This is a genomic window from Streptococcus mitis, assembly GCF_946190325.1.
GTDB lineage: Bacteria > Bacillota > Bacilli > Lactobacillales > Streptococcaceae > Streptococcus > Streptococcus mitis_CF.
Map to the genome: position 1 here is coordinate 188,123 of NZ_CAMHZR010000001.1, position 11,921 is coordinate 200,043.

Genomic DNA, 11,921 nt, shown 5'->3' on the forward strand with positions numbered 1-11,921 from the left:
TATGTTTCGATTAACCAATAAGTTAGCGGTATCGAACTTGATTAAAAACCGCAAACTCTACTATCCTTTTGCGCTGGCTGTTCTCTTGGCAGTCACCGTCACCTATCTCTTTTACTCTCTAACCTTCAATCCCAAGATTTCGGAAATCCGTGGAGGGACAACCATTCAAGCTACTCTTGGATTTGGTATGTTTGTCGTCACCCTTGCGTCAGCCATTATCGTCCTCTATGCCAATAGTTTTGTCATGAAAAACCGTTCCAAGGAACTGGGAATTTATGGCATGTTGGGCTTGGAGAAACGTCATCTTATCAGTATGACCTTTAAGGAGTTAGTGGTATTTGGGATTCTAACTGTTGGAGCGGGTATCGGTATTGGAGCCTTGTTTGACAAGTTGATTTTCGCTTTCTTGCTCAAACTGATGAAATTGAAGGTTGAGCTGGTCGCTACCTTCCAAATGAATGTTGTCATTGCAGTACTTGTTGTCTTTGGATTGATTTTCCTAGGCCTCATGTTCCTGAATGCCCTTCGAATTGCCCGTATGAATGCCCTCCAGCTCTCGCGTGAGAAAGCAAGTGGAGAGAAAAGAGGTCGTTTCCTACCTCTCCAAACTATTCTTGGTTCGATTAGTTTAGGGATTGGCTATTATCTTGCCCTTACGGTAAAAGATCCTCTTACAGCCCTAACAACTTTCTTCCTAGCTGTTTTACTGGTTATCTTTGGTACCTATCTCTTGTTTAATGCAGGTATTACCGTTTTCCTACAAATCTTAAAGAAAAACAAGAAATATTATTACCAGCCAAATAACCTTATCTCAGTGTCCAACTTGATTTTCCGTATGAAGAAAAATGCGGTTGGACTAGCAACTATCGCTATCTTGTCAACAATGGTTTTGGTAACCATGTCAGCAGCTACTAGTATTTTTAATGCCTCAGAATCCTTTAAAAAAGTTCTAAATCCTCATGATTTTGGGGTTTCAGGGCAAAATGTTGAACAAGAAGACTTGGACAAACTCTTGAGCCAGTTTGCAAGTGACAAAGGTTATAAGATTAAAGAGAAAGAAGTGCTTCGTTACACTTACTTTGGTGTTGCAAACCAAGAAGGAAATAAGTTAACTATTTTTGAAAAAGGACAAAACCGTGTCCAACCCACAACAGTTTTCATGGTATTTGACCAAAAAGATTATGAAAATATGACTGGTCAAAAACTGTCTCTATCAGGAAATGAGGTCGGACTCTTTGCAAAGAATGAGGGAGTTAAAGAACAGAAAACTCTAACTCTGAACGATCATCAATTTTCTGTCAAAGAAGAATTTACTAAAGATTTCATTGTCAACCATGTCCCAAATCAGTTTAATATTTTGACTGCTGATTACAATTACCTTGTTGTTCCTAATTTGCAAGCATTTTTGGATCAATTCCCAGATTCGGCTATCTATAATCAGTTTTACGGTGGCATGAATGTAAATGCCAGCGAAGAAGAACAACTCAAGGTTGCTGAAGAATATGATAAATACCTCAATCAATTTAATGCTCAATTAAACAAGGAAGGTAGCTATGTTTATGGTAGCAATCTAGCAGATGCTAGTTCTCAGATGAGTGCCCTCTTTGGTGGTGTCTTCTTTATCGGTATTTTCCTATCCATTATCTTTATGGTCGGAACTGTTCTGGTCATCTATTACAAACAAATTTCTGAAGGCTATGAAGACCGTGAACGCTTTATTATCTTGCAGAAAGTCGGTTTAGATCAGAAGCAAATCAAGCAAACCATTAACAAGCAGGTTTTAACTGTTTTCTTCCTTCCTTTGCTCTTTGCCTTCATACATCTAGCCTTTGCCTACCATATGCTTAGCTTGATTTTAAAAGTGATTGGTGTAATAGATACGACTATGATGTTGACTGTGACCTTGTCTATCTGCGCTATCTTCCTCATCGCCTATGTGCTGATTTTCATGATTACTTCAAGAAGTTATCGCAAGATTGTGCAAATGTAAAAAAGATACCTCGATATATACTGACCCCCAAAAGTTAGACAATTAATTTATCCAAAGGATTTAGTTCTGTATTGTACAGGGCTAAGTCTTTTTAGTTTGGCTTTGATTCGTTTGTTATAGAAAAATATAGTTAATAATTGCTTTATTAATTTTTTAAAGAACTGCAATTTCTAGTGAAATAACAATGTATTGCCAATTTCAAAATTTTGAGGTTGTATTCAATCATATTTGGAGAATATTAAAATATTTTTAAATTTTTATGATATAATCATGATAGTTAAATATTTTAGAGGAACCCGATAATGAGTGAAATAAAAAGTGTAACATCTTTAGCTGTTCAAAGAGCAACGGCGATTGCAAAAGCTACAGAAAGTCTTGCTAATCTTATAGCAATTGAAAAAGATAATCAGACAACTGTAGCGGGGAATGTAAAAGCTTCCTCTGCAATTGATTTAGCGCAAACTACTGCGAGTCAAATTGGTAATGTATTATCAGCGATGTCAACGAATATTCATAATCTTTCTTCAGCTTTTCATGCTATGGATCAGAAAGTAGCAAACCAATTGTCACGCATTGACGATGCTAGCACGAGGTTTACGTTAAATGGTTAATCGTGATATCATTAATTTAGAGTTATCACTCAAACAAAGAGAAGAATCTCTAAAAGTAAAGAAACGTCATCTATACATTGTACGAGATGAATATGATCAACTTACTAAAAAAAGTAAATTCTTTTTTAGTGAAGTTGCAGAGTTGATGAGTAAATCTGACGATAGTTATTATTTTAAAGATTTAGAATCACAACATCTCCAGGCATCGCAAAAACTTCAAACCTATTTTCAAGAACAGGAAGAGTTACTTAAACAGTCACAAAAACTATTAGAAGTTGATAAAGAACAATTGAAACAATTAGAAAGAGAGGTGAGAGAAAAAAATGGGGGTTGATATGTATTTATGGAAATCCAAGAATCAGGCAAGTAGTACATCAAGAGCACTACAGAATCAAAATCAAGCCTATCAATCTTTACAGAAGGCTCTTAATGATTTTTCATCAAACAGTGGAGATTTATCTGGTTTAGCTTATGATTCTGCAAAAGTTTATTGTAGTCAAATATTGATTCCATTAACAAAAGCTTGCATTTTATTAAATGAGGAAATAGAAAAAGCAACATTGAGTCTTCCGGATAAATTCATTAGTGAAGTGGATAGTGTAAGTTTAAGAGAAGATGAGTTGCGTCAAAAAATTGCGCAAGCACATAAAAGTATTGTTTACTATCAGAAACTACGAAACATGGAATATCGTGTGGAACAACCAGACTATTTTTTTATTAATAGTTTAACAGAACATATTGAGATTCAACAGAAAGTCAAACAAAAATTGGAGGATAAGCTTCAAAAACTTTTGACATTTCATAATTCATCATCAGGTCTTTTTTCAAATATAGATGGTCTTTATCAAGTAGTAAGGCAAGGGTTATCTCAAGCAAAAAGCTCTTGGAATGAAGAAACAAAAACATTTGTAATTCCACCTCAAGAGGAATTGATGTGGGTTAAACAGGTCCACGAGTCTTGGGGAAGACGATTGGACAAAGAAAAGTTGAAATCAGGAGAGGGATTAACAATAGAGGACATTGAAGCTTTACTTACCTATGCTCGGTCCCATCCAGAAGAGTTAGTTTCACCTGAGTTGATTCAGCAATTAAAAAGTGCATTAGAGTTAGTTCGAGAGAATTATGATAAAAATAGCACGCAGTTTGACTTACTTGCAACTATAATTGAGCAACTTGGAATAGGGGTTCAACGTTTTGGTGGTTTAGCTACTATTTTAGAAGGAATTAAAGGCCCTAGTACATTTGCTTTAAACGGAGCCTCAACTTCATTTGTTTTAGTTAAACAAACTGGTATAGGTCAAGCTTTGGTTCAAAAAGGTACAAATATAGCGAACTGGGGCAAATGGGGTGGCCGTTCCTTAATGGGAATTGGCTTTGGTCTTGGAATGTATGATGATATTGTTAACAAAGATAAAAGTATTGGTCAGGCAGTTGTGCATAATGGTTTGTCAACAGGGATTGGTTTTGGAGCTGCGGAGCTAACTACAGTAGCTTTAGGAGCATTTTTGGGAAGTAATCCTGTTGGTTGGGCTGCTGTTGGTGTAGCGACTGCATCATTTGCTATTGGAGTTGGAGTTACTTGGTTGTTTAATAAAGCCTATGAAAATAACTTTTTAGGGCTTAAAGATGGTTTAGACACTACAGGGGCATTTTTGGATGATGTAGGGAAAAACGTAGGTCAGGCAATATCAAATAGTGTTGAAAGTGCAAAAAATTGGGCCAGTGAGATGGTAAGTGATGTAGGAAATGCCATTTCAGGTGGGCTAAGTGCCCTTAACCCCTTTGACTAATGAGAAATGATGGAAAAAATTCGTTTTACTTATGGAAATTTTCGTTATTTAGTATTTGAATTCAATCATCAATACTATTTACTTGATAGAAGACCATGTCATTTGAGAGGATATCTTTTTCCACCTATAAATTGGCTTTTCTTTCAACATGTGTATCCCATTACATCGGATGAGTACTGTAAAATAAAAGAAAAAACTGGACGTGCTACAAAACTCACTGTTTCAGCTTCTCTCGGTGCTGGGCTGAGTATCTTTTTATATAATTGGTTACGGGTTAACAAGATTGATATCACTAAGTATTTTGAAACGAATCTTTCAAGTTTTACGAAAGTGGCACTCTTTTTAATGACTTTTCTTTTAACATATGTTCTGGTTGAATTATTTTACTATTCTCGGAAAAGAAGGATGGCCTTCTTGATAGGGCACGAACTTAGGCATTTACAATATTATAAAATTACGCCAGTAAAAATTGACTTTAAACAATTGCTAGGATTTATAGTGGTTATTGGTGGGCTAGCATTTTTTATGCCAATGTATTATTTCTACTCAGGTAACTTACTTTTTGGCTTAATGGCCAATGCAATCATCTTTCTATATTTGTCGGCTTCTAATGTTGCATTTGGAACTGAAAGCCATCACTTATATAAAATAAATGATAAAAAACTAAAATAAGATGTAGCCGATATCAAGATACTCCTCATAGCTTGGGAAAACTCATGTTTTCTTAGATTAGTAAGGATTAAAATGCAAAAAATAAAATTATATTATAAAGGGAATTTTCGATACCTATTATTTCATTATCAGGGGAAACAGTATCTATTAGATAGATCTCCTAAACATTTTCTCGGATATTTCTGTTTGCCTTTAAACTGGTATTTTTATCAGAAAGTTTATGCTATCTCAGATGAAGAACTTTTTAAAATCGAAGAAAAAAACTCTAAGGCGAGCAAATTTATCCTTCCAACATCATTAGCTGCAGGATTGGCAGTTTTTGTGAATGCCTGGGCTCGTATGAATCATATTGATTTATTTGCCAACTTTTATGTGAATTTTTCGATAGTAACTAGTTTGCTTTTAGTAGTTATTGGTTTATTATTGTCTTTTAGTTTGCTTCAGCTTTTATATTCTAAAAAGAAAAAAAGTTTGGAGGAATTACTTAATAGATCATTGGAACAATCTATTTATTTTAAGATAAAACCAGTAAATTCATCGCGTTTTTACGTAAAAATGCTTCTTTTACGAGTATGTTTCTTTGCTTTAGCTCTTATATTTGCCTTAGCTTTTATTTATATAAAAAATGTTGCCATGCTTTTGATAATGATTTTAACAATGTTCATTTCTCTAGCAACCATAAATGTTGCCTTTGCACCTGGAGAAGAACGGGAATATGAGATAGTTGATGTTTTATCAAAGTTGAAATAAAATGTTGTTTTACCTAAATTCAGTGCTATATTTTTTATATTATTGAGATTTATTATTTAAAAAAATAAAATTATTACTTAAATATCGAAAGGAAGAAAAGATTATGTTACCTATTGGAAGTATTGTTTATTTAAAAGATGGAACCCGTAAAATTATGATTCTTAATCGGGGAGCTTTCATTGACAATGATGGAGAAAAAGTAATTTTTGATTATTCAGGATGCATATACCCAGTAGGGCTTGATGCTGAACAAATTTTATATTTTAATAAAGAAAATATTGATAAAGTTCTTTTTAAAGGTTACAGTGATAACGAAGAGGAACGATATCAAGAACTTTATAGTCAGTGGCTCTTAGAAAATGAGAATAATTTTCAAAGGGGCAAGGTCGATTAATAGATTAGCTTCCGTTGAAGCGTTTATCTCTTATAATAGGAGTCGATTTGACATTATTGAGAATACTATCACTTTTAATGATTGATGTTATTGATTAAAATAATTGCAAATAAAGTAAATAACTTTCAACTATTCAGGCGGATGATTTTTTCTGGTAACGTTATAAAATCTTAGAAGACATCAAAACGTTATTAGAAAAACACACATTATAGAATCATTGTCTACGATTGTAGATATAATAAAAGAGAGAATCAAGTTTCTCTCTTTTATTATATCTAAGTAGATTTGAATCTTTTATTTTGTAGGTAGTGCAATTTCATTTAGATATTTCTTATATACTAAATGCTGAAAAGTTGTCCTAGCAGAAAGGTAACTCCCATAGTTAAGAGACCAATAGCAAGGTTCCGAATCATAGCTGTTTTGGTAGGTGCTTTTCCAAGTTTGGCACTAGTGTAACCAGTGAGAAGAAGGGCCACACCGACGATAAGGACGGTAGCAGGGATGCGGTATTCACTTGGGAAAATGGTAATTGAAAGCATTGGTGGTAAGCTACCAAGGAAAAAAGAAATAAAGCTAGAGATAGCAGCATGCCAAGGATTGGTAAACTCTTCATACTCAATCCCATATTTTTCCTCTACCAAAGCCTTGAGCGGATTTTTAAGAAAGGCCTTGTTGGTGAGAAGTTGGGCTGATGTTTCACACTCGCCATTTTGGATATAGGCAGCATAGAGAGATTTTTTAGCTAGTTCCATATCTTGGTCTAGCAAGAGTTGCTCACGCGCAACGGCTGCTTCCTCAGTATCTTTTTGAGTTGAAACGGACACATATTCTCCACCTGCCATCGAAAAGGCACCGGCCAAAATAGCCGCAAATCCTGATAAAAAGATAATCCAGATATTGCTCGTAGCACTGGCAACCCCAATAACCACACCAGCGATGGAAATAATCCCATCATTAGCACCAAGAACACCCGCACGCAGGATATTTAAACGACCTGCAAAATTTGAATCGATTTCGTGATTTGTTTCTGACATACTATTCTCCTTTTTATCCAGTATAAAGGAAAGAGGTAATGAAATCAATCTTTTAAAAGTATCTGAAAAAAGTTGCACGATTTTAATTTTACGAGCTTTTTTAAAAGTTAGAAACACCACTAGCTAGTAGAGAAGGATAAAAGAGATGCAAAGCTGATAGACTCGTCCTTTTTCTAGTTATCTATGGTATAATAGGAGGTAGATTTACTAATCGGAGTAAGAAAGATTTTATGATTAAACTAGTAGCAACGGATATGGACGGAACCTTCCTAGATGAGAATGGACGCTTTGAAATGGACCGCCTCAAGTCTCTCTTGGTTTCCTACAAGGAAAAAGGGATTTACTTTGCGGTGGCTTCGGGGCGCGGATTTTTATCCTTAGAAAAATTATTTGCTGCTGTTCGTGATGATATTATTTTTATCGCAGAAAATGGCAGTTTGGTAGAGTATCGAGGTCAAGACTTGTATGAAGCGACCATGTCTCGTGAGTTTTATTTGACGACTTTTGAAAGGCTGAAAACGTCACCTTATGTAGATATCAATAAACTGCTCTTGACGGGAAAAAAGGGAGCTTATGTTCTAGATACGGTTGATGAGACCTATTTAAAAGTGAGTCAGCACTATAATGAAAATATCCAAAAAGTAGCGAGTCTGGAAGATATTAAAGATGACATTTTCAAATTTACAACCAACTTCACAGAAGAAACGCTAGAAGCTGGGGAAGCTTGGGTAAACGAAAATGTCCCTGGTGTTAAGGCCATGACAACTGGCTTTGAATCCATTGATATTGTTCTGGACTATGTCGATAAGGGAGTGGCTATTGTTGAATTAGCTAAAAAACTTGGTATCAAAATGGATCAGGTTATGGCTTTTGGAGACAATCTAAATGACTTGCACATGATGCAGGTTGTGGGACATCCTGTAGCTCCTGAAAATGCACGACCTGAAATTTTAGAATTAGCAGAGACAGTGATTGGTCACCATAAGGACCAGTCGGTTATAGCTTATATGGAGGGTTTATAATGGCAGATATAAAATTGATTGCATTGGACTTGGACGGGACCTTGCTGACTACTGATAAAAGGCTGACGGATCGCACTAAGGCAACCTTGAAAGCTGCGCGTGATCGTGGTATCAAGGTTGTATTGACAACTGGTCGTCCCTTAAAAGCTATGGATTTCTTTCTCCATGAGCTAGGGACTGACGGCCACGAAGATGAGTATACGATTACTTTTAATGGTGGTTTGGTTCAGAAAAATACGGGTGAAATCCTTGATAAGACAGTCTTTTCATATGATGATGTGGCACGCTTGTATGAGGAAACAGAGAAATTATCACTGCCTCTTGATGCCATCTCAGAAGGAACTGTTTATCAAATCCAATCGGACCAAGAAAGTCTTTATGCCAAATTCAATCCAGCTTTGACCTTTGTTCCAGTGGACTTTGAAGATCTATCTAGTCAAATGACTTACAATAAATGCGTGACTGCCTTTCCTCAAGAACCCTTGGATGCAGCTATTCAGAAGATTTCTCCAGAATTGTTTGACCAATATGAAATCTTTAAATCACGTGAAATGTTGCTAGAGTGGTCACCAAAGAATGTTCATAAAGCAACAGGTTTAGCAAAACTAATCAGCCATCTTGGAATTGAACAAAGTCAAGTGATGGCTTGTGGAGATGAGGCCAATGACCTCTCTATGATTGAGTGGGCGGGACTCGGTGTTGCCATGCAAAATTCTGTTCCTGAAGTCAAGGCAGTCGCAAATGTAGTGACACCAATGACCAATGATGAAGAGGCTGTCGCCTGGGCTATCGAAGAATATGTGCTAAAGGAGAACTAAGATATGGGATTATTTGACCGTCTATTCGGAAAAAAAGAAGAACCTAAAATCGAAGAAGTTGTAAAAGAAGCTCTGGAAAATCTTGATTTGTCTGAAGATGTTGAGCCTGCCTTAACAGAAGCTGAGGAACTTCCTCATGAAGAAGCAGAGGTTGAAAGTTCTGAAGAATATGTGCTCGAAGAAGTGGACAATCAAGAGACAGTTGAAGAGAGTCAGAATTCAGAGTCAACTGTAGAAGTTTCTCAAGAAGAAGTCGAAGAATTTCCAAACTCAGAAGAAGTCTCAGAGGAAGAAAATCCTGAGTTCATAGAAGCTGAAGAAGAAAATAGCATTGAAGTGCTTGAACCAGAAACGCCTCAAGTAGAAGAAACTGTTCAGGAAAAATATGACCGCAGTCTTAAGAAAACTCGTACAGGATTTGGTGCCCGCTTGAATGCCTTCTTTGCTAACTTCCGCTCTGTTGACGAAGAATTCTTCGAGGAATTGGAAGAACTGCTGATTATGAGTGACGTTGGTGTCCAAGTCGCTTCTAACTTAACGGAGGAGCTACGCTACGAAGCCAAGCTTGAAAACGCCAAGAAACCTGAGGCACTTCGCCGTGTCATCATTGAGAAATTGGTTGAGCTTTATGAAAAGGATGGCAACTATGATGAAAGTATCCACTTCCAAGATGGCTTGACAGTCATGCTCTTTGTCGGTGTTAATGGTGTCGGGAAAACAACTTCTATCGGGAAACTAGCCCACCGCTACAAACAAGCTGGTAAGAAGGTCATGCTGGTTGCGGCAGATACCTTCCGTGCGGGGGCAGTAGCCCAGCTTGCTGAATGGGGTCGTCGTGTTGACGTTCCAGTTGTAACTGGACCTGAAAAAGCTGACCCAGCCAGTGTGGTCTTTGATGGAATGGAACGTGCCGTAGCTGAAGGTATTGATATTCTCATGATTGATACCGCTGGTCGTCTGCAAAACAAGGACAACCTCATGGCTGAGTTGGAGAAGATTGGACGCATCATCAAGCGTGTTGTACCAGAAGCACCACATGAAACCTTCTTGGCACTTGATGCATCAACAGGTCAAAATGCCCTGGTACAGGCCAAAGAATTTTCAAAAATCACTCCTTTAACGGGAATTGTCTTGACCAAGATTGATGGAACTGCTCGAGGTGGTGTTGTTCTAGCTATCCGTGAAGAACTCAATATTCCTGTAAAATTGATTGGTTTTGGTGAAAAAATCGATGATATTGGAGAGTTTAACTCAGAAAACTTTATGAAGGGTCTCTTGGAAGGCTTAATCTAATCAGAAGTAAAAATCCTGCAAGGTACAAACTTGCAGGATTTTTTTATTCTAAACGGCCATCTTGACGATAGGCGATATCTGGTTGCCAAGTCCATTTGGCATCGAATTTTTCAAGTAAGTCAAAGCTTGCTTGAGGTCCCATGCTTCCAGCTTTATAGTAATGAAGTGGGGCACCATTTTCAGCCCAGAGCTCTTCGATACGGTCAATCAATTTCCATGACGCACCAACTTCATCCCAGTGGCTAAAGTTAGTTGAGTTGTTATTTAGGACATCATAAATCAATTTTTCGTATGGTTCTGGAGAAGCACCAGTTGCAGTCGCATCTGTACGGTAATCAAGTGAGTTAGGAGCTAAGTTGAATTCTTCTCCTACTTGCTTCCCATTTAGGCTAAGAGAGAAGCCTTCTGTTGGTTGGATATAGATGGTCAAAATGTTTGGAGCAAGTGGCTCACCAAAGATAGAGTCCATTTGTTTAAAGACGATGTTGACATGAGTTCCTTTTTCAGTCAGACGTTTACCAGTACGGAAGAAGAAAGGAACACCACGGAATCGATCGCTGTCTACAAAGAAAGCACCAGATGCAAAGGTTTCAGTTGTAGATTCTGGATTTACATTTGGCTCGCTACGATAAGAGATATATTTCATGCCATCAATCTTACCAGAGCGGTATTGACCACGGATAAAGTGTTCTTTAAGTTCTTCATCAGTTGGATGATAGAGGTTTTTAAAGACCTTAATCTTCTCAGCACGAATCTCGTCTTTTGTGAAGCTTGCTGGTTTGTCCATGGCGAGGAGCGAAAGCAATTGTAGAGTGTGGTTCTGTACCATGTCACGGAGGGCACCAGACTCATCATAGTATCCACCACGTTCTTCTACACCCAAGCGCTCCGCAAAGGTAATTTGAACATTGTCTATAAAGTCCTTGTTCCAAACATTTTCAAAAATCAAGTTTGCAAAGCGGACTGCAAAGATGCTTTGAATCATTTCCTTACCAAGATAATGGTCAATACGGAAAATTTGTTCTTCGTCAAATGTTGCTAGGAGCTCGTCATTCAACTTGCTTGCAGTTGCGTAATCTGTACCAAATGGTTTTTCAACGATTAAACGTTCAAAACCTTTACCATCCACAATGTTTTCAGACTTGAGGTGTTTGGCAATAGTTCCAAAGAACTGAGGTGCCATAGACAAGAAGAAGAGCTTGTTATGTTCAGCTTGGTACTTGTCATTTAGTTCAGCCTGCAATTGACGCAAAGCAATGTAGTGTTCTGTATCATTGACATCATGACTTTGATAGTAGAAGTGGCTAGCGAACTCTTGAGCCTGTTCGGTACTATCTGCCAAATCAAGGATCGATTCGACTACAACAGATTCAAAATATTCCTTGCTCCAAGGACGACGAGCAGTTCCAATGACTGCAAAGTGCTCGGAAAGATTGCCGGATTTATATAGTCTAAAAAGGGAAGGGTAGAGCTTGCGTTTAGCCAGGTCTCCACTCGCACCGAAAATTGTAACAATAACCTTAGATGACATCTAGCTACCTAATTTC

Annotated in this window: 12 protein-coding genes; 10 read left to right on the forward strand and 2 right to left on the reverse strand. The window is 37.3% G+C overall.

Features of this window, described 5'->3' with window-relative positions; genetic code table 11:
• The first annotated feature begins 1 nt into the window (after position 1).
• From N8M95_RS00920 to N8M95_RS00950, 7 genes are all read left to right on the forward strand, one after another.
• Complete coding sequence (locus N8M95_RS00920) at positions 2–1,990, forward strand: ABC transporter permease (RefSeq protein WP_261074576.1); 1,989 nt, start codon at positions 2–4, stop codon at positions 1,988–1,990.
• A gap of 302 nt (positions 1,991–2,292) precedes the next feature.
• Positions 2,293–2,601, forward strand: a complete 309-nt coding sequence (locus N8M95_RS00925) for a TIGR04197 family type VII secretion effector (protein ID WP_004269706.1) — start codon at positions 2,293–2,295, stop codon at positions 2,599–2,601.
• Complete coding sequence (locus N8M95_RS00930) at positions 2,594–2,935, forward strand: hypothetical protein (protein WP_004269707.1); 342 nt, start codon at positions 2,594–2,596, stop codon at positions 2,933–2,935. The genes N8M95_RS00925 and N8M95_RS00930 overlap by 8 nt, the downstream gene beginning before the upstream one ends.
• A gap of 1 nt (position 2,936) precedes the next feature.
• Positions 2,937–4,391 (forward strand): LXG domain-containing protein, encoded by a 1,455-nt coding sequence (locus tag N8M95_RS00935; RefSeq protein WP_049487075.1) that lies wholly within the window; start codon positions 2,937–2,939, stop codon positions 4,389–4,391.
• Positions 4,392–4,400: 9 nt separating this feature from the next.
• Positions 4,401–5,063: a DUF443 domain-containing protein gene (locus N8M95_RS00940; RefSeq protein WP_042751257.1), complete on the forward strand. Its 663-nt coding sequence runs from the start codon at positions 4,401–4,403 to the stop codon at positions 5,061–5,063.
• A 72-nt stretch (positions 5,064–5,135) separates the two neighbouring features.
• Positions 5,136–5,813, forward strand: coding sequence for a DUF443 family protein (locus N8M95_RS00945; protein WP_004269710.1), 678 nt, complete (start codon positions 5,136–5,138; stop codon positions 5,811–5,813).
• Between the two features lie 103 nt (positions 5,814–5,916).
• Positions 5,917–6,207: a DUF4176 domain-containing protein gene (locus N8M95_RS00950; protein ID WP_004269711.1), complete on the forward strand. Its 291-nt coding sequence runs from the start codon at positions 5,917–5,919 to the stop codon at positions 6,205–6,207.
• Positions 6,208–6,545: 338 nt separating this feature from the next.
• On the opposite strand, the gene N8M95_RS00955 is transcribed toward N8M95_RS00950, so the two are convergent.
• Positions 6,546–7,241 carry a VIT1/CCC1 transporter family protein gene (locus N8M95_RS00955; protein WP_025173172.1) on the reverse strand — a complete coding sequence of 232 codons (696 nt, stop codon included), beginning with the start codon at positions 7,239–7,241 and terminating at the stop codon, positions 6,546–6,548.
• Between the two features lie 230 nt (positions 7,242–7,471).
• Here N8M95_RS00955 and N8M95_RS00960 point away from each other — a divergent pair, with 230 nt between their 5' ends.
• The 3 genes from N8M95_RS00960 to ftsY are packed head-to-tail and all read left to right on the forward strand — an operon-like array spanning position 7,472 to position 10,374.
• Positions 7,472–8,263: a Cof-type HAD-IIB family hydrolase gene (locus tag N8M95_RS00960; protein ID WP_261116408.1), complete on the forward strand. Its 792-nt coding sequence runs from the start codon at positions 7,472–7,474 to the stop codon at positions 8,261–8,263.
• Positions 8,263–9,081, forward strand: a complete 819-nt coding sequence (locus N8M95_RS00965; protein ID WP_261116409.1) for a Cof-type HAD-IIB family hydrolase — start codon at positions 8,263–8,265, stop codon at positions 9,079–9,081. Before N8M95_RS00960 ends, N8M95_RS00965 begins: the two co-directional genes overlap by 1 nt.
• A 3-nt stretch (positions 9,082–9,084) precedes the next feature.
• On the forward strand, positions 9,085–10,374 hold the full coding sequence (gene ftsY / locus N8M95_RS00970; RefSeq protein WP_261116410.1) for a signal recognition particle-docking protein FtsY: 1,290 nt from the start codon (positions 9,085–9,087) through the stop codon (positions 10,372–10,374).
• A gap of 43 nt (positions 10,375–10,417) precedes the next feature.
• On the opposite strand, the gene zwf is transcribed toward ftsY, so the two are convergent.
• Positions 10,418–11,905 (reverse strand): glucose-6-phosphate dehydrogenase, encoded by a 1,488-nt coding sequence (gene zwf, locus N8M95_RS00975; protein ID WP_261116411.1) that lies wholly within the window; start codon positions 11,903–11,905, stop codon positions 10,418–10,420.
• Positions 11,906–11,921 lie beyond the last annotated feature (16 nt).

Bases quoted from the DNA above. Each gene is read 5' to 3' on its own strand.
- ftsY (WP_261116410.1), top strand. From the start codon at position 9,085: ATGGGATTATTTGACCGTCTATTCGGAAAAAAAGAAGAACCTAAAATC.
- N8M95_RS00935 (WP_049487075.1), top strand. From the start codon at position 2,937: ATGTATTTATGGAAATCCAAGAATCAGGCAAGTAGTACATCAAGAGCA.
- N8M95_RS00945 (WP_004269710.1), top strand. From the start codon at position 5,136: ATGCAAAAAATAAAATTATATTATAAAGGGAATTTTCGATACCTATTA.
- N8M95_RS00930 (WP_004269707.1), top strand. From the start codon at position 2,594: ATGGTTAATCGTGATATCATTAATTTAGAGTTATCACTCAAACAAAGA.
- N8M95_RS00965 (WP_261116409.1), top strand. From the start codon at position 8,263: ATGGCAGATATAAAATTGATTGCATTGGACTTGGACGGGACCTTGCTG.
- N8M95_RS00955 (WP_025173172.1), bottom strand. From the start codon at position 7,241: ATGTCAGAAACAAATCACGAAATCGATTCAAATTTTGCAGGTCGTTTA.
- zwf (WP_261116411.1), bottom strand. From the start codon at position 11,905: ATGTCATCTAAGGTTATTGTTACAATTTTCGGTGCGAGTGGAGACCTG.
- N8M95_RS00925 (WP_004269706.1), top strand. From the start codon at position 2,293: ATGAGTGAAATAAAAAGTGTAACATCTTTAGCTGTTCAAAGAGCAACG.
- N8M95_RS00960 (WP_261116408.1), top strand. From the start codon at position 7,472: ATGATTAAACTAGTAGCAACGGATATGGACGGAACCTTCCTAGATGAG.
- N8M95_RS00920 (WP_261074576.1), top strand. From the start codon at position 2: ATGTTTCGATTAACCAATAAGTTAGCGGTATCGAACTTGATTAAAAAC.
- N8M95_RS00950 (WP_004269711.1), top strand. From the start codon at position 5,917: ATGTTACCTATTGGAAGTATTGTTTATTTAAAAGATGGAACCCGTAAA.
- N8M95_RS00940 (WP_042751257.1), top strand. From the start codon at position 4,401: ATGGAAAAAATTCGTTTTACTTATGGAAATTTTCGTTATTTAGTATTT.